21 protein-coding genes and 1 pseudogene are annotated in these 20,980 nt (G+C 67.7%); 11 read left to right on the top strand and 11 right to left on the bottom strand.

The window, feature by feature from the left end; all coding sequences use genetic code 11:
- Window positions 1–8 precede the first annotated feature (8 nt).
- From DIE06_RS04025 to DIE06_RS04000, 6 genes and pseudogenes are all read right to left on the bottom strand, one after another.
- Window positions 9–2,228 (bottom strand): xanthine dehydrogenase family protein molybdopterin-binding subunit, encoded by a 2,220-nt coding sequence (locus tag DIE06_RS04025; RefSeq protein ID WP_124660236.1) that lies wholly within the window; start codon window positions 2,226–2,228, stop codon window positions 9–11.
- A 1-nt stretch (window position 2,229) separates the two neighbouring features.
- Window positions 2,230–2,685: a (2Fe-2S)-binding protein gene (locus DIE06_RS04020; RefSeq protein WP_124660235.1), complete on the bottom strand. Its 456-nt coding sequence runs from the start codon at window positions 2,683–2,685 to the stop codon at window positions 2,230–2,232.
- A 132-nt stretch (window positions 2,686–2,817) separates the two neighbouring features.
- Window positions 2,818–3,117, bottom strand: a complete 300-nt coding sequence (locus DIE06_RS04015) for a putative quinol monooxygenase (RefSeq protein WP_124613624.1) — start codon at window positions 3,115–3,117, stop codon at window positions 2,818–2,820.
- A gap of 82 nt (window positions 3,118–3,199) precedes the next feature.
- Window positions 3,200–4,257 (bottom strand): annotated as a pseudogene (locus DIE06_RS04010) (NADP-dependent oxidoreductase).
- A gap of 202 nt (window positions 4,258–4,459) precedes the next feature.
- Window positions 4,460–5,080 carry a TetR/AcrR family transcriptional regulator gene (locus DIE06_RS04005; RefSeq protein ID WP_124660234.1) on the bottom strand — a complete coding sequence of 207 codons (621 nt, stop codon included), beginning with the start codon at window positions 5,078–5,080 and terminating at the stop codon, window positions 4,460–4,462.
- Between the two features lie 122 nt (window positions 5,081–5,202).
- Entirely contained in the window at window positions 5,203–6,219 is a 1,017-nt protein-coding gene (locus DIE06_RS04000; RefSeq protein ID WP_124660410.1) for a DNA-binding protein, read from the bottom strand.
- A 252-nt stretch (window positions 6,220–6,471) separates the two neighbouring features.
- Between DIE06_RS04000 and DIE06_RS03995 the strand changes: the two genes are divergently transcribed.
- Window positions 6,472–6,963: a papain-like cysteine protease family protein gene (locus DIE06_RS03995; protein ID WP_124660233.1), complete on the top strand. Its 492-nt coding sequence runs from the start codon at window positions 6,472–6,474 to the stop codon at window positions 6,961–6,963.
- Between the two features lie 126 nt (window positions 6,964–7,089).
- Here DIE06_RS03995 and DIE06_RS03990 read toward each other — a convergent pair whose 3' ends face one another.
- On the bottom strand, window positions 7,090–7,773 hold the full coding sequence (locus DIE06_RS03990) for a class I SAM-dependent methyltransferase (RefSeq protein ID WP_260433530.1): 684 nt from the start codon (window positions 7,771–7,773) through the stop codon (window positions 7,090–7,092).
- A gap of 227 nt (window positions 7,774–8,000) precedes the next feature.
- Between DIE06_RS03990 and DIE06_RS03985 the strand changes: the two genes are divergently transcribed.
- From DIE06_RS03985 to DIE06_RS38880, 3 genes are read left to right on the top strand one after another with little or no spacing between them, the layout of a single operon-like run.
- Window positions 8,001–8,738, top strand: a complete 738-nt coding sequence (locus tag DIE06_RS03985) for a hypothetical protein (RefSeq protein ID WP_185733345.1) — start codon at window positions 8,001–8,003, stop codon at window positions 8,736–8,738.
- Window positions 8,739–8,792: 54 nt separating this feature from the next.
- Window positions 8,793–9,164 carry a histidine kinase gene (locus DIE06_RS03980; protein ID WP_124660231.1) on the top strand — a complete coding sequence of 124 codons (372 nt, stop codon included), beginning with the start codon at window positions 8,793–8,795 and terminating at the stop codon, window positions 9,162–9,164.
- Window positions 9,161–9,283, top strand: coding sequence for a hypothetical protein (locus DIE06_RS38880; RefSeq protein ID WP_260433529.1), 123 nt, complete (start codon window positions 9,161–9,163; stop codon window positions 9,281–9,283). The genes DIE06_RS03980 and DIE06_RS38880 overlap by 4 nt, the downstream gene beginning before the upstream one ends.
- A 184-nt stretch (window positions 9,284–9,467) precedes the next feature.
- Here DIE06_RS38880 and DIE06_RS03975 read toward each other — a convergent pair whose 3' ends face one another.
- Entirely contained in the window at window positions 9,468–10,658 is a 1,191-nt protein-coding gene (locus tag DIE06_RS03975; protein ID WP_124660230.1) for a helix-turn-helix transcriptional regulator, read from the bottom strand.
- 281 nt (window positions 10,659–10,939) lie between these two features.
- Between DIE06_RS03975 and DIE06_RS03970 the strand changes: the two genes are divergently transcribed.
- From DIE06_RS03970 to DIE06_RS03950, 5 genes are all read left to right on the top strand, one after another.
- A complete protein-coding gene (locus DIE06_RS03970) occupies window positions 10,940–11,878 on the top strand; it encodes an alpha/beta hydrolase (protein ID WP_124660229.1) in 939 nt (312 codons plus the stop codon).
- On the top strand, window positions 11,875–12,999 hold the full coding sequence (gene ribBA / locus DIE06_RS03965) for a bifunctional 3,4-dihydroxy-2-butanone-4-phosphate synthase/GTP cyclohydrolase II (RefSeq protein ID WP_124660228.1): 1,125 nt from the start codon (window positions 11,875–11,877) through the stop codon (window positions 12,997–12,999). Before DIE06_RS03970 ends, ribBA begins: the two co-directional genes overlap by 4 nt.
- Window positions 13,000–13,171: 172 nt before the next feature.
- Window positions 13,172–13,603 carry a helix-turn-helix transcriptional regulator gene (locus DIE06_RS03960; protein WP_124660227.1) on the top strand — a complete coding sequence of 144 codons (432 nt, stop codon included), beginning with the start codon at window positions 13,172–13,174 and terminating at the stop codon, window positions 13,601–13,603.
- A gap of 2 nt (window positions 13,604–13,605) precedes the next feature.
- Window positions 13,606–14,940: a type II toxin-antitoxin system HipA family toxin gene (locus DIE06_RS03955; protein ID WP_124660226.1), complete on the top strand. Its 1,335-nt coding sequence runs from the start codon at window positions 13,606–13,608 to the stop codon at window positions 14,938–14,940.
- Window positions 14,941–15,044: 104 nt separating this feature from the next.
- Window positions 15,045–16,280, top strand: coding sequence for an NADH:flavin oxidoreductase (locus DIE06_RS03950; RefSeq protein WP_124660225.1), 1,236 nt, complete (start codon window positions 15,045–15,047; stop codon window positions 16,278–16,280).
- A gap of 46 nt (window positions 16,281–16,326) precedes the next feature.
- Here the strand turns inward: DIE06_RS03950 and DIE06_RS03945 are convergent, their stop codons facing one another.
- Window positions 16,327–17,454, bottom strand: coding sequence for a 4-hydroxyphenylpyruvate dioxygenase family protein (locus DIE06_RS03945; protein WP_124660224.1), 1,128 nt, complete (start codon window positions 17,452–17,454; stop codon window positions 16,327–16,329).
- 540 nt (window positions 17,455–17,994) lie between these two features.
- Here DIE06_RS03945 and DIE06_RS03940 point away from each other — a divergent pair.
- A complete protein-coding gene (locus DIE06_RS03940) occupies window positions 17,995–19,296 on the top strand; it encodes a UDP-N-acetylglucosamine 1-carboxyvinyltransferase (protein ID WP_124660223.1) in 1,302 nt (433 codons plus the stop codon).
- Window positions 19,297–19,401: 105 nt separating this feature from the next.
- Here the strand turns inward: DIE06_RS03940 and DIE06_RS03935 are convergent, their stop codons facing one another.
- Together DIE06_RS03935 and DIE06_RS03930 are read right to left on the bottom strand one after the other, a co-directional pair.
- Window positions 19,402–19,815: a PIN domain-containing protein gene (locus DIE06_RS03935; RefSeq protein WP_124660222.1), complete on the bottom strand. Its 414-nt coding sequence runs from the start codon at window positions 19,813–19,815 to the stop codon at window positions 19,402–19,404.
- Window positions 19,802–20,035 carry an AbrB/MazE/SpoVT family DNA-binding domain-containing protein gene (locus DIE06_RS03930; protein WP_124660221.1) on the bottom strand — a complete coding sequence of 78 codons (234 nt, stop codon included), beginning with the start codon at window positions 20,033–20,035 and terminating at the stop codon, window positions 19,802–19,804. The genes DIE06_RS03935 and DIE06_RS03930 overlap by 14 nt, the downstream gene beginning before the upstream one ends.
- A gap of 159 nt (window positions 20,036–20,194) precedes the next feature.
- Here DIE06_RS03930 and DIE06_RS03925 point away from each other — a divergent pair, with 159 nt between their 5' ends.
- Entirely contained in the window at window positions 20,195–20,965 is a 771-nt protein-coding gene (locus DIE06_RS03925; protein ID WP_124660220.1) for an IclR family transcriptional regulator C-terminal domain-containing protein, read from the top strand.
- The last annotated feature ends 15 nt before the right edge of the window (window positions 20,966–20,980 follow it).

Here is a 20,980-nt window from a genome sequence, read left to right as displayed (position 1 = left end):
CCCTCCCGTCAGGCCGTCTTCAGCTGGCCGCCGACCGGCAGCTTGCGCAGCCGCTTGCCGGTCGCGGCGAAGATCGCGTTCGACAGGGCCGCCGCGGTAGCCGCCGTACCGGGTTCGCCGATTCCGCCCGGCGCCTCGCCGCTCTTCACGAGATGCACCTCGATCGGCGGCGTCTCGTTGATGCGCATCATCCGGTAGTCGGTGAAGTTGCTCTGCACGACGCGGCCGTCCTCGATCGTGATCTCGCCATACAGCGCGCCCGTGATCCCGAAGATGATGCCGCCCTGCACCTGCGCCTCGATCGTGCCCGGATTGACGGCCATCCCGCAGTCGACCGCGCACACGGCGCGCTTGACCTGCACTTCGCCGTCCGCCACCGCGACGTCGATGACGATCGAGAAGAAGCTGCCGAACGCGTGCATCACCGAGACGCCGCGCCCTTGCCCCTTCGGCAGCGGCGTACCCCACCCGGCCGCCTTCGTCGCGACGTCGAGCACGTTGCGCGCACGCGGCGTCTTGTCGAGCAGCGCGCGACGGTATTGCACCGGGTCGGTCTTGGCCTGTGCGGCCAGTTCGTCGATGAAGCTCTCGACGACGAACGTGCTCCGCGTCGGCCCGACGCCGCGCCAGAACGCGGTCGGGATGTGGCGCGGCTCCTGGCGTACGTAGTCGACGAGCTGGTTCGGCAGGTCGTACGGAAGGTCGTTAGCCACCTCGACCGCGTCGGGATCGACGCCGTCCTTGAACGCCGTCGGCGCGAAGCGCGCGATGATCGACGAGCCGACGATCCGGTGCTGCCACGCGACCGGCTTGCCGTTCGCGTCGAGGCCGGCCGAGATCTTGTCGTAGTAGTACGGGCGGTACATGTCGTGCTGGATGTCTTCCTCGCGCGTCCACACGACCTTCACCGGCGCGTTGACCTGCCTGGCGACCTTCACGGCCTGCCCGATCATGTCCGTCTCGAGCCGCCGGCCAAAGCCGCCGCCGAGCAGATGGTTGTGCACGACGATCTTGTCGGGTGCGAAGCCGGTGAGCCGCTGCACCGTATCGCGCGCCCGGGTCGGCACCTGCGTGCCGACCCAGATCTCGCAGCCGTCGGCACGCACCTGCACCGTGCAGTTCACGGGCTCCATCGTCGCGTGCGCAAGGAACGGCTGTTCGTAGACGGCATCGACGCGCGTCTTCGCATTCGCGAACGCCCGGCCGACGTCGCCTTCCTTGCGCGCGACGGCGCCCTTGCCGTTCGCGGCGGCTTGCGCGAGATCGGCGACGATGTCCTTCATCGATACCTTGGCGTTCGCGCCTTCGTTCCATTTGACGACGAGCGCCGACGCGCCGCGCTTCGCGGCCCACGTGTGCTCGCCGACGACCGCGACCGCGTTGTCGACGCGCACCACCTGGCGCACGCCGGGAATCTTCTTCGTCGCCGACTCGTCGACGCTCGCGACCGTGCCGCCGAACACCGGGCTGTTCACGATCACCGCGTACAGCATGCCGGGCAGGCGCACGTCGAGCCCGAACCGCGCGGTGCCGTCGACCTTCTCCGGCGAATCGAGCCGCTTCACCGGCTTGCCGATCAGCTTGAAATCGGCCGGCTGCTTCAGCGCGACGTCCTTCGGCACCGGCAGCTTCGACGCGGCGTCCGCGAGCCGGCCGTACGATGCGCGCCGGCCGCTCGGCGGGTGCCGCACTTCGCCGCTTTCGGCCTTGCAGGTGGCCGGATCGACGTTCCATTGCTTGGCGGCCGCCGCAACCAGCAGCGTGCGCGCGGTCGCGCCCGCGCGGCGCAGCGGCTCCCACGCGTAGCGCACTGACGTCGAGCCGCCCGTCAGTTGGCCGCCGAGCAGCGGATCGAGGAACAGCTTCTCGTTCGGCGGCGCATGGTCGAGCGTGACGTTCGACAGCGGCACCTCGAGTTCCTCGGCGATCAGCATCGGCAGCGCCGTATAGACGCCCTGGCCCATTTCCACTTTCGGCATCACCAGCGTGACCTTGCCGCCGCGGTCGATCTGCACGAACGCGTTCGGCGCGAATACGCCGGCGCGCGTGCTTTCGTCCGCATCGCCGCCGATCACCGAGCGCCGTGCGTCATCGCCCGCCGCCGGCATGCTGAAGCCGAGCAGCAGGCCGCCGCCTGCGGCCGCACCGAGCGACATGCCCGCCTTGAGAAACGCACGGCGCGACACGCCAGCGCCGGCGCGACCTGCTTCGATCAGTCCTCGCGACATGTCAATTCCCCTTCGCCGCGTGCTTCACCGCCGCACGAATCCGGTTGTAGGTGCCACAGCGGCAGATGTTGCCGGCCATCGCCGCGTCGATGTCGGCATCGCTCGGGCTCGGGTTCGACGCGATCAGCGCCGTGGCCGCCATCACCTGCCCGGACTGGCAATAGCCGCACTGGACGACGTCGAGCTCGCGCCACGCATCCTGAACCTTCTGGCCGGCCGGCGTCGCGCCGACGGCTTCGATCGTCGTGATCCTGCGGCCCGCGACGGCCGCGACCGGCAGCACGCACGCGCGCGCGGCGACGCCGTCGAGATGCACGGTGCATGCGCCGCATTGCGCGATCCCGCAGCCGAATTTCGTGCCGGTCAGGCCGACGACGTCGCGCAGGACCCACAGCAGGGGCATGTCGTCGGGGGCGTCGATCGTGCGGTTCTCGCCGTTGATATTGAGGGTGACCATTCAGCCTCCGGGGCCGGTGTATTGGGGACGCGGCGCGACCGGCGCACCGGGTGGTTCATCGCCGCAGCGCAGCGGCGCAGCGGCTGCCGCGCGGCCCGGGTGGGGTGAGCCGCGGCGGTGGTTCGGCGCGGGTTATTCGGCCGCGTCGATGCCCGACAGCACCTTGATGACGGGCGGCGCCGAGAACCAGTCGGCCGACTTGATGCGAAACGCGGTGAAGTACGGGCTCGCGAGGTGTGCGTCGAACGCGGCCTGGTCGTCGTAGATCTCGAACAGGTGCAGCGCCGGCGAGCCGTCCTGTTCGCGGAACAGGTCGTAGCGGCGGTTGCCGGGTTCGGCGCGGGATGCCGCGACCATGCCGCGCAATTCGGCCTCGACGGCCTGCGCGTGTTCGGGTTTCGGAAATACCGAGGCCATTACATAAAGCGCCATGTTTTTCACTCCTTTGAAAACGGCATCGAGCATGCCATAAGCCGGCGCCGGGTGACGCCAGCGTGCAAACGGACGCGCCGCGTCAGGCCAGATCGTCCGGGCCGACGCGCACGACGACCTTGCCGAAGTTCTTGCCGGCGAGCAGGCCGATCAGCGCATTCGGCGCATCGGCCAGATCGGGGACCACGTCCTCGAGCGTCTTCACCTTGCCCTGCGCGACCCACGCGCTCATCTCCTTCAGGAACGGCGCATAGCCGGTCGCATAGTGATCGAGGATGATGAAACCCTGCATCCGGATACGCTTGCGCAGGATCGTGCCCATCAGCGCCGGCACGCGATCGCGGCCGGACGACACCGCCGTGTCGTCGTACGCCGCGTCGTTGTAGTGCGCGATGATGCCGCACACGGGCACGCGCGCATGGTCGTTGAGCAGCGGCCACACCGCGTCGAACACGGCGCCGCCGACGTTCTCGAAATAGACGTCGATGCCGTTCGGACAGGCGTCCTTCAGCCTGAGGCGAATTGCGGATCGCGGTGATCGACGCAGTCGTCGAAGCCGAGCGTGTCCTTCACGTACGCGACCTTGTTGGCACCGCCCGCGATGCCGATCACGCGGCAGCCCTTCAGCTTCGCGATCTGGCCGACCACCGCACCGACCGCCCCGCTCGCGGCGGCGACGACCACCGTTTCGCCGGCCTTCGGCTCGCCGATCTTCAGCAGCCCGGTGTATGCGGTGAACCCCGGCATGCCGAGCACGCCGAGCGCATGCGACGGATGCGCGAAGTCACGGCCGAGCGGAATGAGATCGTTGCCGTCGGACAGCGAATAGTCCTGCCAGCCGCCGCCCGCGACGACCAGGTCGCCTTCGCGATACGCGGGCAGGTTCGATGTGACGACCCGGCTGACCGTGCGGCCGACCATCACGTCGCCGAGTTCGACCGGCCGCGCATACGACGGCGCGTCGCTCATCCGGCCGCGCATGTACGGGTCGAGTGACAGCCAGACCGTGCGCAACAGCAGCTGGCCGGCGCCGGGCACCGGCACGTCGCCGGTCTCGGTACGGAAGTCGCTCGGGGTGGGCGCGCCGACCGGGCGCGCGTTCAGGATGATTCTGCGGTTTGCTGCCTTGCTTTGCGGCATGGAAACCTCCGTCAACAGGAATGGACGTGCCACGGGCACGATCGGATCAATGGTCGACAACCTTGATGCGCGAGGCAGCGGCCGTGCCGGCGATTCTGCCGGCGGAGCCGCGCCCTCGCAGTAATGCAATTGGACTTCGGCGTGAGTAGACCAGTCGTCTAGAAAACACGCAAAAACAAGGCGCGCCTGTGCGCGCCCTACGTTACGACTGCACTCCGTCAGGCTCGAAGGACGGCAGGTTCAGCATCCGCCGTGTTTCGAGCATCGCGCGTTCGAGCGGTTTGCGGTTCCGATGAATTTTCTCCAGCAGCGTCGCCCCCAGCCACAGCTCGTAAAGGATCGCGGCCGTATGCGCCGGATCGTCGACGCCGCTCAGCGAACCGTCGGCCAGCCCGGCTTCGATCCCGCCCGCGAGCCGCTCGATGATCTGGTCGGTGCCGCGCCGCAGGACCGCGCGCATCGCCTCCGACAAGTCGGACACTTCCGCGCCGAGCTTCACCGCGAGGCACTTGCCTTCCGGATCGTCCGCGCACTGCGTGTGCAGCCAGTTGCCCCAGTACGTCATCAGGCGCTGCGCGCCCGTGCCGGCCTGATGCCTGAGCAGGTTGTCGAGATGCTCGAGATAGCCTTCGAAATACGATTCGAGCAGCGCCCCGCCGAACGCCTCCTTCGAGCCGAAGTAATGGTAGAACGAGCCCTTCGGGATGCCCGCCGCGGCGAGAATCTCGTTCAGACCGACCGCCGAGAACCCCTTGTGGAGCATGATCGGCTTCGCGATATTCAGGATGTGCTGGCGGACTTCCGCGCCTGAAGATGCATTCATGATGGCGTATCTTAGCAACGATTAGACCGGTCGTCTAGCAACGTCGAGCCGGCGAATTGAGCGGCACTTTACCCGAATCGCGCCGCGTCGCGGGCGCGTTGTCGCCGCACCGTGGCGCCATGTCACGCAGGCTTCGGAGCGCGCTTTCGGGCGACCGGCTTCGCCACACGCAAGTTGCCGCTTGCTGGTCGACCCGATGCCCTGCGCACGGGGACCGGGGGGCGTGACGCGCGTTCGGCACGCAACGCATCGAGTTCGCCGACATAGGCGGCATTGGCCGCGCGGACGCCGTCGAGCTGACCTTCGAGCATGCCGCAGCGATGCTGCGTGTCGGCCAGTTGCGCCTGCAGCGCCGCGAGATCCTTGCGGTGCTGCGTATCGCGCTGTTCGGCGCGCGTCGTGGCCGCGTCGAGTTCCTTTTGAGTGCGTGCGGCCGCAAGCCGTTCGCGGTCGATCTCCTGAAGCGCCCGTTTCTCCGCTGCACGCAAGCGTTCCTCGGCCCGGCCCGCGTCGTCGCGCAGCCGGTCGAGCTGAGACGTGAAATCGGCGCGCGCCTGCGCCAGCGCTCGATCGGCGTCCGCGTTGTCGGATTTCAGTCGCTCGACTTCCGCCTGCAGCGCGCGGCGCGATGCTTCGTCGGCCGCCCTCGCCTGCTCGAGCTCCTGGATGCGCACCTGGGCCGCCAGCAACGCGCTCGTGCGGTGCTCCAGCGCGGTTTCGGTGCGGGACAGGTCGGCTTGCAATGCGGCGACCTCCGCTTTCGCCGCCGCCCGCTCGGCTTCGACTTCGGCGCGCAGTGCATCGAGCGCCGCGGCGGCATCGGTGCTCGAGCGGCTCCACAACGCGGCGACCAGCTCGCCCGCTGCCGCCTGCAGATCGGCCGGCAAGTCCGGATGCGCGATGCGCACCCGGCTCTTTTCCCGAAGCTCGGCCCAGAACTCGCCGAGAACAGCCGTCGGCGTGCTCATGCTGCCCTTGCGAACGAGCTGGTAGAGGCGGTTCGCGGTGGGCGTGATGCCGAAGCGGAAAAACAGCAGCGCACAGGCTTCGCGGTACAGCTCGCGGGTTTTCGGGAAGTTGGCCTTGAGGCGCTGGATTTCGGCGGTCAGGCGGGGTTCGTCGGCGGCAAGATCGGACATGGCGGGCTTCGAAGGGAATTTCGTAAATAATATAACGTAAACCGTTAGATATCCAATCAAACCGGGGTTTAAATTTGACATTACTTCTATAATGTTGAGATTTGATTGCTCTCCTGTCCTGCCACGTTCGCGAGCCAGTGAACGTTGCCCCACGCACGCCGATCGTCGCGATGAGGCCGCCCGTCAGGATGGTTGTCGCCGCGTCCGATTCTTCATACTCTTTTACGGATCCCTCCTGCCTGGAGACCCGAAATGGTAGATGTCAGACTGAACGTGCCGATGGTCGATCAGAGCGGCGCAAAAAGAACCAAGTCAGGATCCAGAGCGCTGAAAAACGCATGCTGGTATGCCGCGGCGTGCATGGTTTCGTACTACCACCGTCCCGGGCCGCGCCCGTGCATTCCGGCGCTATGGCAGGCGGACCAGGGGCTCCCGCCGGAAAAGATCGCCCACTTGTGCGCCATCGAAGGGCTCGTGCCGCTTGATCAGCCGACGGTCATCACGCCCGAGTGGCTCGCCTCGGTCCTGACCCAGTCCGGTCCGATCTGGGCCGCGGGTCACTTTCTGGAACGACCCGATCAGCCTCGAATCGGCCACGTGATCGTGATCACGGGCATCCAGCAACGCATCGTTCATTATCACGACCCCGAGGGACCTCCACCGCGCACGATGCTTTTAGGGACGCTGGATGCCGGAAGGTGGACACCCGATGGGCTGCTGGTGAAGGATCTGCGCCGCTACTGAAGGTGTGCGCTCTTCCATGGCAGCGTGCCGGCGCGTCATCCCGTCCCGGTCATCATCACTTTCACGCACCTCGGCCAGCGCACGGCGACGGCGTGATGAAGATTGCCCCGTCATCCTTCGCGGCCGTCATCCGGTAACGCCACGGACTTTTCGTGCAATGCCGTTGTAGAAGTAAGTGAAACAGCGCGGCCCTGACGCATAGGCGGTATCGATCTGGTCGAACTCGAAACCCGCCCGCTCGATCAGCGACCGGATCGGACGGTTCAGATGACAGCCGCCGCTGATGCAGCACCACGCGGGCGTCAGGCGATCCTGCCAACGGCGCACACCGGGTTCCGGCGCGAGGCCGTGCTCGACGAACAGGAGTCGCCCCGCCGGCGCCAGCACGCGTCGAATTTCCTGGAGCGCCCGGCCGGCATCGGGAATCGAACAGAGCGTCCAGGTACTCACCACCGTGTCGACGCTTTCGTCCGACAGCGGAATGCATTCCGCGGACGCCCTCAGGAAGTCCACTGGCGCACCGGCTTGCCCGGCGCGATGGCGCGCCATCTCGACCAGTTCCGCCGAAGGTTCCAGCGCGAATACGCCGCGTACGCCGTCGCGATAGAGCGGCAGGTTCCGGCCCGATCCGGAGCCGATCTCGAGCACGCGCCCCGCTGCGCCTGCGATGACACGCTCGCGATACGGCGCCAGCATCGCATTGCGCATCGCCAGATCGCAAAGTCGCGGAACAATGTATCGACCGTAGATTCCCATCGATTCCCCCTTTTTCATTCGTCTGCATCGACGCCATCGCGCGATCGCGAGCATGCTTCATTCCCGCCGCGCGATATGCGCTCCGACCGGTCGCTGCATCGCTGCCGCCGGTCACCCTGCGCGATTCCCGTCCCTTCCGTCCGATAAGCATCCGTTAAGCATCCAGCCCGCATAGTGGCGCCCAGTCCTCGACCGAGGGCTCCGACCCGCGCCGCCCCGGATGACGGCGCCTCTTCAAGGAGCGATCCGTGAATCCGCGCCCGCCTGCCGTATCGACGTCCCTGCTGAACAAGCTGCCCGCCGTCACCGCCGTCTTCTGGATCATCAAGATCCTGTCGACGACCGTCGGTGAAACCGGCGCCGACTCTCTCGCCGTCCGCGCCGGCCTCGGCGTGCCGGTCACCGACGCGTTGATGGCCTCGCTGCTCGTCTGCGCGCTCGTGCTGCAGTTCCGTGCGAAAGCCTGCGTGCCGTGGCTGTACTGGCTCAACGTGGTGCTGGTCAGCATCGTCGGCACGCAGATCACCGACGCGCTGACCGACGGGCTGGGCGTCAGCCTGTACGCGAGCACCGCTTGCTTCGCCATCGCGCTCGCGGCCTTGTTCGCGGCCTGGTACCGGAGCGAGCGGACGTTGTCGATCGAGACCATCGTCACGACGCGTCGCGAAGCGTTCTACTGGGCCGCGATCCTGCTGACGTTCGCGCTGGGCACGGCCGCCGGCGACCTGGCGACCGAAGCGCTCGGCCTCGGGTTCCGGCTCGGCATCGTGTCGTTCGGTGCGGCGATCGCGCTGGTCGCCGTCTCGATGCGGCTGGGCACGAATCGCGTGCTCGCGTTCTGGCTCGCCTACATCCTCACGCGCCCGCTCGGCGCGTCGCTCGGCGATTTCCTGTCCCAGGCCCGCGAATACGGCGGCATCGGGCTGGGCGCCGCGACGACGAGCGCGGTGTTCCTGACGTCGATCGTGCTGCTGGTCGCATGCACGACGCTCGCCAACCGGCAGGCGAGCACGCGATGACCGTCGCGTTGCCTTGCCCTGTTGCTCCCCGTCCGACTCCCCAAAGGAAATGACATGCGTACTCGAAAACTGATGCTCGCCGCCGTCTTCGCGGCACTCGCCGCAGGCCCCGTTTCGACCATCCTCGTCTCGCCCGTCTACGCGGCAACCGCTGCGAAGCTGGGCGACCTGTCCGCGTTCCGCGGCATCGTCACGGATACGCACAAGCTCGTCGACGCGGGCAATCTCGCCGGCGCGAAGACCCGCATCAAGGATCTTGAAACGAAATGGGACGATGCGGAGCCGTCGCTGAAACCGCGTTCGGCCGCCGACTGGCATGTGATCGACAAGGCGATCGACCGTTCGCTCGCCGCGCTGCGCGCCGACAAGCCCGACGCCGCGGCCTGCCGCCAATCGCTGGACGACCTGCTCGCACTGTTGAAATGAACGACGCGGCGTGGTGGCGCACGGTGGCCGGCGTTGTCGGCGTGGGCGAGGCGTTCGACGCGCCAGGCGTGACGATCGCGACGACGATGCGCGTGGCATCGGCACGCGCGACGATTTGAAACCTCCGATACGTCCGGTGCCGGCCATCGGTCCCACATGAAACGAAAGAGGCTCGCACCATGCGAGCCTCGCTTACATCATGACGCTGCGATCGTATTGACGCGCACACACCGATCACGGCCGATGTATCGGCAGACGAATGCGCCCGATATCGACGCGGCGGCGTACGACGTGCCGCCCCGATCAACCCAGCGGCACCACGCTCCCGAGCAGGATCCTCACGAGCGTCGCCTGGCGCGTCACGCCCGTCTTCGAGAAGATCGCGCGCAAGTGCGTGCGCGCCGTGTTCTTGCTGATCCCCGATTCCTCCGCCGCTTCCTCGAGCGTCAATCCGTTCGTCAGCAGCAGCGCGAGCGAGGTCTCGGCGGGCGTCAGGTCGAACAGCTTGCGGATGATTTCCTGCGCGCCCTGCGGCTTGCGGTCGGGGTCGCGCAGGAACAGCGTGACGGCCGGCCGCCGCTTGTTGTCCTCCGACCAGTCGGACAGCAGCACGGTACGCACCAGCAGCCCGAGGCGCGGCTTGTCGAAACCGCGCGTGATCGGCATCGCCTCGACGATCGCCGCGGCCGTGCCGTGGTGCCCCATCACCGCGTGGCGAATCAGCCGCTTGAGCGTGCGGTTCTCCTGCGCATCGGTCGCCTCGATCGTGCCGCGCGCAATCGTCAGACCGTTGTTCTGCTTCAGGATCTCGTCGGCGACGCCGTTCATGTCGATGATCGTGCCGTTCTCGTCGAGCGTGATCGTGCCGATCTGCATCCGGTTGATCGCGTTCGCGTAGATCGATCGTTCGACCTCCGCCGTGTCGAGCCGCGAATGCAGCTCGACCGCGCGCTTCAGGTGCGGCAGCAGCAGCGCGCAGATCGCCTTGTCGCGCGCGGAGAACTGCTTCGACGCATGATTGCGGCACACGCGGAACCGGCACTCGACGCCCGACGGCGTGCGCAGGTCCGCGCCGAGGATGTAGCGCACGTCCTGAGGCTTCAGGAACTGCTTGTACAGTTCGCTCGACAGCCAGCCCGTATCGCCGAACACGTCGTCGACCGTGACCACGCGATCGGCCGGCAGGCCGACGAACGGGTCGAGCGAATAGTAGTAGTTGTTGTACGACGCTTCGCCATCACCCGGCACGACCGGGCCGAACTCCGATGCATGCACGGACAGCGGCGCGCGGCGATCGCTCGCGGCCGCGCGCAGGATCAGCGTCACGTAGTTGGCCTGCAGCAACCGGCGAACCATCTCGAGCGCACCCGCCCACGGCGGCGTTTCCATCGGCCCCTGATAGATGCGCGCCATCAGCTCGCTGAAATCCGCGACGCCGATGTCGGCCTCCTCGCTCGTTGACTGGCTCTCCTGCGGGGCCCATCTCGTCTCCATCAGCACGCTCCATCCTCCATGCAACTTGTGTTCGGTGCGATTCATCCGCGCCGCCATGATTAAGACGCGTCTTAATTCCGGCGTCATCGGGACATTCACTGAATGGGGAGCTTTGGCCATCCGGGCGCGCGAACCATCGTCCAATCGGATGATGTGGCGCCCTGCCGGCTGCGCTGGAATGCCCGTCAGGCCGTGCCGGCAAGCGTCCGGCGCGGGCTCAGGGAAAACCGCGACGCGGGTTTACCTGATTCAGACCGCATCCGATTCAGACAGGAGTTCCAATGCCGCTCGACCCTCAGGCGCAAGCGCTGCTCGCCGCGCTCGCCCAAGCGCCCGCGATCGATTTCGATCGACTGACCGTGCCCGCGTACCGCGCGAGTCTCGCCGGAGGCAGCGCATTCGCGCCCGGCGACGCGATTGCCGCCGAAGAGGACAGGCAGATCCCGGCACCGGGCCGTCAGTTGTCCGCACGGCTGTATCGGCCCGACGCCGACGGTCCGTTGCCGCTGACCGTGTTTTTCCACGGCGGCGGCTTCGTCGCGTGCGGCATCGATTCGCACGCGAACCTGTGCCGCAGTCTCGCCAGACGGGCGCGCACGCTCGTGCTGTCAGTCGATTACCGGCTCGCGCCCGAAGCGCGCTTCCCGGCCGCCGCGCAGGACGCGTGCGATGCCGTGCGCTGGGCCGCCGCCAGTGCGCGCGATCTCGGCGCGCGCGTCGGTGCGATCGCGGTGGCCGGCGACAGTGCGGGCGGCAACCTCGCCGCGGTCGCCGCGCTGCAGCTGCGCGGGTCGGGCATCGCGATCGCGCATCAGTTGCTGCTGTATCCGGTCGTCGATTGCGCGACCGAGCATCCGTCGTACGATTCGCTCGGCGAAGGCTATTTCCTGACGGCGGACGCGATGCGCTGGTTCAAGCGCCAGTACTTCGACGACGGCGCCGACCGCGCATCGCCGCTCGCGAGCCCGCTCGCCGTGACGGACCTGTCGGGCGCGGCGCCGGCCACCATCGTCAGCGCGGAATTCGATCCGTTGCGCGACGAGGCCGAAGCGTATGCGCAGCGTCTCGCGCAGGCCGGCACGCCGGTGTCGCTCGTGCGCTGGCCGGGCCAGCTGCACGGCTTCGCGAGCATGCTCGGCGCGGTCGACGCGGCCGACCGTGTGCTGACGTTCGGCGCCGACGCGCTGCGCCGCGCGTTCGACGCGACGGAGGCGCAATGATGCTCGCCAGTACGCCGGAAATCGTCGACGAGCTGCGTGCGGGGCGGATGGTCCTGCTCGTCGACGAAGAGGATCGCGAAAACGAAGGCGACCTCGTGATCGCAGCCGATCACGTGACGCCCGAAGCGATCAACTTCATGGCGCGCTTCGGGCGCGGGCTGATCTGCCTGACGCTGACCGCCGAGCGCTGTGAGCAATTGCGCCTGCCGCCGATGGCCGATCACAACGGCACGCCGTTCGGTACCGCGTTCACCGTGAGCATCGAGGCAGCCGAAGGCGTGACGACCGGCATTTCCGCGGCCGATCGCGCACGGACGATCCGCGCGGCGGTCCGCTCGGGCGCGTGTCCCGACGATCTCGTGCAGCCCGGCCACGTGTTTCCGATCACCGCGCGCCCGGGCGGCGTGCTGGTGCGCGCGGGGCACACGGAGGCCGGCTGCGATCTCGCGGCGCTCGCCGGGCTCACGCCCGCATCGGTGATCTGCGAGGTGATGAACGACGACGGCACGATGGCGCGGCTGCCCGAGCTGAAGACGTTCGCCGCGCATCACGGGCTGAAGATCGGCACGATCGCGGACCTGATCCATTACCGCCGCGAGCGCGAATCGCTCGTCGAACGCGTCGGCGAACGGCCGCTGCAGACGCCGTGGGGCCGGTTTCGCGCGATCGAGTACCGCGATGCCGTGCACGGTGCGCCGCATCTCGCGCTGGTGCGCGGCGAACCCGATCCGTCGACTCCCGTGCTGACGCGCGTGCACGAATGCCATTCGTTGCTCGACCTGCTCGACGCGGAGCCGTCAGCGCATTCGTGGCCGCTGCACGCGGCGCTGCAGCGGATCGATGCGGCCGGTTGCGGGGTCGCGGTGCTGCTCGACTGCGACATGCGCGGCGACGCAATGCGGACGCCCGCCGGCCACGCGCGCCGTGACGGCCGCGTGACGGGGATCGGATCGCAGGTCCTGCGCGACCTCGGCGTGCGGCGGCTGAACGTGCTGTCGAGCCCGTTCCGGCTGCCGGCGCTGTCGGGGCACGACCTGGAAATCATGGCATTCATCCCGCTCGGCGATGACGATCCGGAAAGCGCGCGCGCCGCGCATGCGAGCCCGCTGCGGGCGGTGTGATGCCTGACTCGCGGGCGCGCCCCGCGCGTCCCGGCACCGACTCACGGGTTTCCGCCTGACAGGCTATCGTTTGTTTTTATGAAATACAGTCTTGGATTTGTATTTTGACGATACATACCATAGACTGTATTTTTCGATTACAAGCGATCGCCTGTCATTTCGCAGAGAGCCCATGGCATTTCCTGTCCAGACCTTGAGCCAGTTGCGCCCGATCCTCGTCGGCTTCCGGAAGTCGGCGGGGTTCACGCAGGCGCAGCTCGCCGCCCGCCTCGGCGTGACGCAGCAGTCGTACGCGCAGCTCGAAGCCAATCCGTCCGCGGTCAGTATCGAGCGGCTTTTCAAGGTGCTGAACGTGCTCGGCGTTCGCCTGGCGCTCGAGCCGGCCACGCCGGACGCCGCGGCGGCACCCGATGACACCGGGCCAGTGCTCAAGCGCGCCCCGGCCGCGCGCGGTCGCTCGTCCGGTTCATCCCGCTCGTCCGCCTCGTCCGATATGCCGGCCCGCCCGCCGGCCGCGGCGAAGGCTCCATCCGCCGCCACGCGGAAACGGCCTGCCCCGGCCACGCCCGACAAGCCTCGGAACACCAAGCGGGAGGACTGGTGACGATGGGCCGCCGCCCCCGCCACGACCGCCTCGACCTGTGGATGAACGGCATCCCGGTCGGGTACTGGGAAGTCCGGCGCGGCGTCGAGCGCCTCGTCTACCTGCCGGCGTGGGTCGACGATCCGCAGGGGCGTCCGCTGTCGCTGTCGCTGCCGTTCACGCCGGGCAACCAGCCGCATCAGGGCGCGATCGTCGCCGACTACTTCGACAACCTGCTGCCGGACAGCCAGCCGATCCGCCGCCGCATCGCGCAGCGCTACCGGCTCGGGTCGACGGCGCCGTTCGAACTGCTTGCGTCGATCGGCCGCGATTGCGTCGGGGCGCTGCAGTTGCTGCCGCCGGACGAAACACCGGTCGACCTCGAATCGATCGACGGCACCGCGCTCGACGACGCGGCGGTGGCCGACGTGCTGCGTCACGCGACCGCCGCACCACTGCCCGGCCACGCGGAGCCGGACGGCGAGCTGCGCCTGTCGATCGCCGGCGCGCAGGAAAAGACCGCGCTGCTGCGCGACGGCAATCGCTGGCTGCTGCCGGCGGGCAGCACGCCGACCACGCATATCTTCAAGCTGCCGCTCGGGCGCGTCGGGAACATGCAGGCCGACATGCGCACATCGGTCGAGAACGAATGGCTGTGTGCGAAGATCGTCGCCGCATACGGCCTGCCCGTCGCCGCGTGCGACATCGGCCGGTTCGACGACCAGAAGGCGCTGATCGTCGAGCGCTTCGATCGCCGCCCGTCCCGCGACGGCACGTGGATCCTGCGGCTGCCGCAGGAGGACATGTGCCAGGCGACCGGCACGCCGTCGGGCGCCAAATACGAATCCGACGGCGGCCCCGGCATCGCGACGATCATGGGCATCCTCGCGAATTCCGCCGATGCCGCGCGGGACCGGATGAATTTCTTCGTCACGCAGCTCGTGTTCTGGGTGCTCGCGGCCATCGACGGCCACGCGAAGAATTTCAGCATCGCGCATTTGCCAGGCAACACGTATCGCAGCACGCCGCTGTACGACGTGCTGTCCGCGCATCCGATCATCGGCACGCGCCGCAACCAGCTGCCGCCGCGGCGCGCGCGGCTCGCAATGGCCGTGTGCGGGAAGAATCGCCATTACGTGATCGGCGACATCCAGCCGCGTCACTGGATCGCGCAAGGCGCGCGCGTCGGTCTGACCGAAGACGACGTGCGCGCGGCCATGGCCGATGTGGCGGCACGCACCGAACCGGTGATCGCCGACGTCGCGTCTCGGATTCCGGCGGATTTCCCGGCGGACGTGGCCGATGCGATCTTCGACGGGATGCGCCGCCAGGCGCGCAAGCTGGGCGCGGCCGATTAGGCGGTACGGGCGCGCGCCCGGCGGCGGGTCGTCCACGTGGACGATGCGGCCCCGCGCCGACGCCGCACAATGGTCGCCGTGCCCATTCCCGACGCCCGCCCGACATGGAAACCGCCGCGCTCGATACCGCGTTCAGCCCGCTGCGGATCGGCCCGCTGACGCTACGCAACCGCCTGATCAAGTCCGCGACCAACGAAGGAATGACGCCGAACGGCGTGCCGTCGCGCGCGCTCGTCGGGTTTCACGAGCGCATCGCCGCAGGCGGAGCCGCGCTGACGACCGTCGCGTACTGTGCGGTCAGCGACGACGGTCGCACCTTCGTCGACCAGGCGCGGCTCGATGCGCCGACGGACCGGCACTTCCGCGCGCTGACCGATGCGGTCCACCGCCACGGCGCGGCGGCGTCCGCGCAGATCACGCATGGCGGCTGCTTCACGTTCCTGCCGTCGCTGTCGACGAAACGGCCGTTGAGCGCGTCGGGCGGCTTCAACAAGGTCGGCGTGATGAGCGGCCGCTTCCTGAAGCAGGCGATGACGCGCGCCCAGATGGCCGTCATCGCCGACGAATTCGCACGCGCGGCGCGCCATGCGCGTGACGCGGGCTTCGACGCGGTCGAGATCCACATGGGGCATGGTTATCTGCTGAGCCAGTTCCTGTCGCCGCTGTACAACCGTCGCCGCGACACGTACGGCGGCGATGCGGCGCGCCGCGCGGCGTTTCCCGTCGAGGTGCTGCGCCGCGTGCTCGATGCGGTCGGCCGCGATCTCGCCGTGGTCTGCAAGATCGGCGTGACCGAAGGCGTGCACGGCGGTGGCACGGTCGACGACGCATGCGAGATCGCGCGGCGGCTCGAGGCCGAGGGCGCGCACCTGCTCGTGCTGAGCGGCGGGATGAATGTCGAGTCGGTGTGGCAGCTGTTCGGCAGCCCGCTGCCCGGCGATGCGCGCGCGAACGCCGACAACGCGATCGTGTGCGCCGCGATGGCGCTGCAGAAGCTGACCGAGCCGAGGATGGGCGCGTTTCGGGAGATGTATTTCCTCGAGCATTCGAAGCGGGTGCGTGCGGCCGTCCGGATGCCGCTCGCCTATCTCGGCGGCGTGCGCTCGCGCGAGAACGTCGTGCTGGCGATGCACGAAGGATTCGACGCGGTGGCGCTTGCCCGCGCGCTCGTGTTCGAGCCGGGTTTCGTGAACGAACTGCGCGACGGTCGAATCGCGCAGTCTGGCTGCACGTCTTGCAATCGCTGCGTCGTGTCGATGTACACGCCGGGTGGTACCGCATGCGCGCTCAAGGCGCCGAACGATCCGGCGCCGAACCGTGTGCCGGCCGCGGGCGTGTGACGGACGCGCCCGATCTCGCCGCAGTCGCGGCCGTGGTGATTGCCGCTCAGCCGGCGTCGCGGGCGCGGGCCAGTGCCGCGAGGTTCCCTTCCCCGAATCCGTGGTGCCCCTGACGCTGCACGATCTCGAAGAAGATCTCGCCGGGCCGGCGCTTGACGAAGGTCTGGAAGAACAGGCGCGGCACGCCGTCGGTGCCGATTTCGCCGTCGACCAGCACTGCACGCTGGCGCAGCGCGTCGAGATCGACGCCGTGCCCCGGCAGCCGTGCATCGACTTCGTCGTAATAGCGCGCCGGCGGCTCGATGAATTCGACGCCGTTCGCGCGCAGCGCGTCGACGCTCGCCAGGATGTCGTCGGTCGCGAGCGCAACGTGCTGGACGCCTTCGCCCGGATGGTCCGGCAGATACGCGTGCATCAGCTCGGTGCGCCGCGTGCCTTCCTCGTACACCGGAATCCGCACCGCGCCGCACGGCGACACCATCACGCGCGATTCTTCCGACACATGCCAGTGCGCGTCGATTTCGTGGATTTCGCGGAAGTGCAGCAGGTCGTGATAGAAGTCGAGCCACTCGCGCATGCGCCCCGCGCCGACCGTCTGCGTGAAGTGGTCGACCTGCTGCAGGCCCGTGCCCGCGCAATCGAGATCGGTATGCGCGGTCGCGATGTCGATCGGCCGGAAGTCGATGTCGAAGATCGAGATGTCGCCGACGCCGCCGCGCTGACCATCCCGTCCGCGCCAGCGATCGACGAAATACAGGTGCGAATCGCCGATCCCCTGGATCGCGGGAATCTTCAGCTCGCCGACCCCGATCCGCTCGCCCTCGAACGCCCACGCGCCGAGCTCGATCGCACGCTCGAACGCGCGTCGCGCGCTGGCCACGCGCAACCCGATCGCACAGACGCCCATCCCGTATTCCTCTGCATAGCGCGCAGCGAACGAATCGGGTTCGGCGTTGATCAGGAACTGCATCTGCCCTTGCCGGTACAGCGTGACGTTCTTGCTGACATGGCGCGCGATCGCCTTGAACCCGAGCTGCTCGAAGCGTTGCGCGAGCGCATCCGGCACCGGCGCCGCGAACTCGACGAATTCGAGTCCGGCCATCCCGAGCGGATTGGCAGCCGGATCGGCAACGGGCGGCGTATCGCTGGACAGGGGGTGGGAATTGCCGGGCATTCCAGTCTCCGGGGGCATGCGGTCGTTGGGGGTGACGCCCGGCGCGTGCGGCACGCCCGGCCGACATGGAGGCCAGGCGCCCGCCCGATTCGGGCGAGGTTTTGATGGTCCCGATTTTAACCAGATCGTTCACGGCGGCAACCCTGGCTGAACGGGATATGCGCGTCTCGCTTGGTGCAAACCTGAAAATCGTTCGATAATCGCACATATTAGAGCGATAATCGCGCATTTTGACCGATCGGCCAATTGCCGTCGTGCGGCGCCGGCTATCTCGCGGTGGGTTGCCTGATCTCGCTGGTGGTCGCGGCACGGATGCGGGCGGCACAGTGACGGAATGACCGGATGGCCGGCCGCGATACGCGCCGGCCACTGCCGCACCGGCTGCCATCCCCGCCAGCCGGACGGGCCCTGCCCCCGCCCAACGTCAAACACGGTCAATCCCGTGCGCAGAAGCCCTTTTCCCCCTCTGAACATTCCACGCCACCCGTCGACCAATGGCATCATATGGGCCTACGTCAGTCATAGATACGCCCCCATATCATGTCGAATCTCATCGTCCACGGCGGCACTCCGCTGCGCGGGGACATCAAGCCGTCCGCGAACAAGAACGCCGTCCTGCCGATCCTGTGCGCCACCCTGTTGACCGATCAGCCGCTGCGCCTCGTCGGCGTGCCGGACATCACCGACGTGCGCAAGATCCTCGACATCTTCCGCACGCTCGGCAGCGACGTGTCGGTCGACTTTACGACCGGCATTCTCGAGCTCCACCATCGCAACACGACGTTCGACCCGGCGGTTCACCGCCTGCCCGAGGCGATGCGCTCGTCGATCATGCTGATTCCGCCGCTGCTCGCGCGCTTCGGCGTCGCGCGCCTCGAGAACGACGTGAAGGGCTGCACGCTCGGCGTGCGCGAAATCGATCCGCACGTCGAAGTGTTCGAGCGCTTCGGCGCGCACATCCAGCGCACGCCCGATTCGCTGATCGTCCGCGCCGACGGCCCGCTGACGGCCAACGATCACTGGCTCGACTATGCATCGGTGACGACCACCGAAAACTTCGCGCTGTGCGCGACGGCGGCCGGCGGCACGTCCACGCTGATGAATGCGGCGTCCGAGCCGCACGTGCAGGAGTTCTGCCAGTTCCTCGCGATGATCGGCGTCGCGATCGAAGGCATCGGCACGTCGCGCCTGTGCGTGGCGGGCGGCGGCAAGCTCGGCGGCGGCGAATTCCGCTTCGCCGAGGATTTCCACGAAATCGCGACGTTCCTCGCGCTCGGCGCGATCACGGGCGGCGACATCACGGTGCGCAACTCGTCGCCGGAGCATTTCCCGCTGATCGACCGCACGTTCGCGAAGTTCGGCGTGAACGTCACGCACCGCGACGGCTGGTCCCGCGCGGAACGCGACGGCCCGCTGCGCGTGCGCCGGCCGTTCACGCAGAACATCCTGACCAAGGTCGAAGCCGCGCCGTGGCCGTACCTGCCGGTCGACCTGCTGCCGATCTTCATCGCGCTCGGGGTGCGCGCGGAAGGCAGCGCGATGTTCTGGAACAAGGTCTACGACGGCGCGCTCGGCTGGTCCGGCGAACTGTCGAAGTTCGGCGCGCACGTGCTGCTGTCGGATCCGCACCGGCTGATCACGTTCGGCGGGCTGCAGCTGACGCCGGCGCGCGTCGAGAGCCCGTACATCATCCGCGTCGCGATCGCGCTGCTGATGGTGGCCGCGAGCATCGAAGGCCGCTCGGAAATCATGAACGCGCTGCCGATCCGCCGCGCGCACCCGCATTTCGTCGAAAACCTGCGTTCGGTCGGCGCGAACGTCGAGTGGACGAGCAGCGAGTAACGTCATTGAGGATGCGGCGCGCGTAACGGTCGCGTCGCATCCGGTTCCTCCTCTTTTCAGGTTCGATCGACAGCGTCCATGGAACGGGCCCTCGATCGTCGGCCCTCAAGCAAACGGATTTCGCAGTACCGGACCACCGTCCACTTGCAAACCGTCGTGCATGTCCTCGGTGTACAGGTATTCACATCCTTCGATCGATGCAGTCGCCACGATGCACGCGTCGTAGAAGGACAAGCGATGCCACTCCGCCAGCCGTCGCGCGCGGTCGTGCACATCGACGGTGATCGGCACGATCTGGCACAAACTCCTGATCGGCTCCAGAAAATTCCCCACCTCGCGCCACGGCATCTGCAATTTGCGGCTGCACACACTGGCGACTTCATTCAGTACCTGGACGCTGATGGTCGGCCGCTGAAGGAACAGCGCCTCCGCACGGTTCGCCTTGGTTTCGTCCTCCGATAGCAGACAAAGCACAACATTGCTGTCGACGAACGATTTCTCGGACTCAATCCGGCTCATTCGCATCGTCCCGGCTGAACTTGAAATCGGCGGGCAGCTTGCCCCTGAAACGCCTCAACCGCTGCAGAAGCTCGTCGGGCCGCGGCTTGCGACTCACCGCGAAAACGCGCGGGCTGTCGACCACGATTTCGATGTCGTCTCCCTCGCGGAGCTCCAGTGCGTCGACCACACTGGCCGGGAGGCGGACCGCCAGGCTATTGCCCCACTTTGCAACCTGCATATGAACCTCCATGGATATACATCGATGAGTGCATATCTCCGATGCGGGTTCGCACAGCTGGCCGAATGGGTGGCAAGGCATGTCGCATTGCAGCGCGACTCGCGCGATAATCGCCCATTCCCGCGCGAACACCGCGCATCCACCCATGCGCCACCGACGATGAAAACCCCCGACCTCGACCGACGCGACTGGATTGCCGGCCTCGAAAAAGGCCTGATGATCCTCGAGGCGTTCGACAGCCAGCACGCGCGGATGACGCCCACCCAGGCCGCCGCCCGCACCGGTCTCACGCGCACGGCCGCACGGCGCTACCTGCTGACGCTCGAATCGCTCGGCTACGTGTACACCGACGGCAAGCTGTACGGCCTCACGCCCCGCGTGCTGCGGGTCGGCTGGTCGTACTTCGATTCGGCGCGCCTGCCGCGCACGGTCCAGCCCTATCTGCAGCAACTGAGCGCGTCGCTGAACGAATCGGCGTACGTGAGCGTGCTCGACGGCTGGGAACTCGTGTTCATCGCCCGCAACGGCGTGTCGCGCGTGATGACGACCGGCTTCGTGCTCGGCGCGCGCGTGCCCGCCCCGCTGACGTCGCCGGGCGTCGTGCTGCTCGCGCATCATCCGGATCGCGAGGCCGTCCGCGCATGGCTCGACGAGACCGAACTCGCGCCGTTCACGCCGCACACGATCACCAACAAGCCGCGCCTGCTCGAACAGGTCGACCACGCGCGCGACGCGGGCTTCGCGGTGATCGAGCAGCAACTGCAGGTCGGCGTGCGCGGCATCGCGGTGCCGCTGAAGAACCGTCACGGCGAAGTGGTCGCCGCGCTGAGCACGAACATGCCGATCGGCTCGGAGACGACCGACGCGGCCGTGCGGCGCGTGCTGCCGCATCTGCAGGAAGCCGCGCTCGCGATGCTCAACGTGCTGTAGGAACGTGCCCGACGC

It is taken from the genome of Burkholderia sp. Bp8998, from assembly GCF_003854235.1.
Classification (GTDB): Bacteria; Pseudomonadota; Gammaproteobacteria; order Burkholderiales; family Burkholderiaceae; genus Burkholderia.
The sequence above is the reverse complement of the archived record's forward strand: the minus strand, read 5'-3'. Positions and strand labels throughout refer to the sequence as shown.

What these genes read in the sequence shown, in the direction of transcription:
- DIE06_RS04025 (WP_124660236.1), bottom strand. Translation starts at nt 2,228, where the DNA reads ATGTCGCGAGGACTGATCGAAGCAGGTCGCGCCGGCGCTGGCGTGTCG.
- DIE06_RS04020 (WP_124660235.1), bottom strand. Translation starts at nt 2,685, where the DNA reads ATGGTCACCCTCAATATCAACGGCGAGAACCGCACGATCGACGCCCCC.
- DIE06_RS04015 (WP_124613624.1), bottom strand. Translation starts at nt 3,117, where the DNA reads ATGGCGCTTTATGTAATGGCCTCGGTATTTCCGAAACCCGAACACGCG.
- DIE06_RS04005 (WP_124660234.1), bottom strand. Translation starts at nt 5,080, where the DNA reads ATGAATGCATCTTCAGGCGCGGAAGTCCGCCAGCACATCCTGAATATC.
- DIE06_RS04000 (WP_124660410.1), bottom strand. Translation starts at nt 6,219, where the DNA reads ATGTCCGATCTTGCCGCCGACGAACCCCGCCTGACCGCCGAAATCCAG.
- DIE06_RS03995 (WP_124660233.1), top strand. Translation starts at nt 6,472, where the DNA reads ATGGTAGATGTCAGACTGAACGTGCCGATGGTCGATCAGAGCGGCGCA.
- DIE06_RS03990 (WP_260433530.1), bottom strand. Translation starts at nt 7,773, where the DNA reads ATGCTCGCGATCGCGCGATGGCGTCGATGCAGACGAATGAAAAAGGGG.
- DIE06_RS03980 (WP_124660231.1), top strand. Translation starts at nt 8,793, where the DNA reads ATGCGTACTCGAAAACTGATGCTCGCCGCCGTCTTCGCGGCACTCGCC.
- DIE06_RS38880 (WP_260433529.1), top strand. Translation starts at nt 9,161, where the DNA reads ATGAACGACGCGGCGTGGTGGCGCACGGTGGCCGGCGTTGTCGGCGTG.
- DIE06_RS03975 (WP_124660230.1), bottom strand. Translation starts at nt 10,658, where the DNA reads ATGGAGACGAGATGGGCCCCGCAGGAGAGCCAGTCAACGAGCGAGGAG.
- DIE06_RS03970 (WP_124660229.1), top strand. Translation starts at nt 10,940, where the DNA reads ATGCCGCTCGACCCTCAGGCGCAAGCGCTGCTCGCCGCGCTCGCCCAA.
- ribBA (WP_124660228.1), top strand. Translation starts at nt 11,875, where the DNA reads ATGATGCTCGCCAGTACGCCGGAAATCGTCGACGAGCTGCGTGCGGGG.
- DIE06_RS03960 (WP_124660227.1), top strand. Translation starts at nt 13,172, where the DNA reads ATGGCATTTCCTGTCCAGACCTTGAGCCAGTTGCGCCCGATCCTCGTC.
- DIE06_RS03955 (WP_124660226.1), top strand. Translation starts at nt 13,606, where the DNA reads ATGGGCCGCCGCCCCCGCCACGACCGCCTCGACCTGTGGATGAACGGC.
- DIE06_RS03950 (WP_124660225.1), top strand. Translation starts at nt 15,045, where the DNA reads ATGGAAACCGCCGCGCTCGATACCGCGTTCAGCCCGCTGCGGATCGGC.
- DIE06_RS03945 (WP_124660224.1), bottom strand. Translation starts at nt 17,454, where the DNA reads ATGCCCGGCAATTCCCACCCCCTGTCCAGCGATACGCCGCCCGTTGCC.
- DIE06_RS03940 (WP_124660223.1), top strand. Translation starts at nt 17,995, where the DNA reads ATGTCGAATCTCATCGTCCACGGCGGCACTCCGCTGCGCGGGGACATC.
- DIE06_RS03935 (WP_124660222.1), bottom strand. Translation starts at nt 19,815, where the DNA reads ATGAGCCGGATTGAGTCCGAGAAATCGTTCGTCGACAGCAATGTTGTG.
- DIE06_RS03930 (WP_124660221.1), bottom strand. Translation starts at nt 20,035, where the DNA reads ATGCAGGTTGCAAAGTGGGGCAATAGCCTGGCGGTCCGCCTCCCGGCC.
- DIE06_RS03925 (WP_124660220.1), top strand. Translation starts at nt 20,195, where the DNA reads ATGAAAACCCCCGACCTCGACCGACGCGACTGGATTGCCGGCCTCGAA.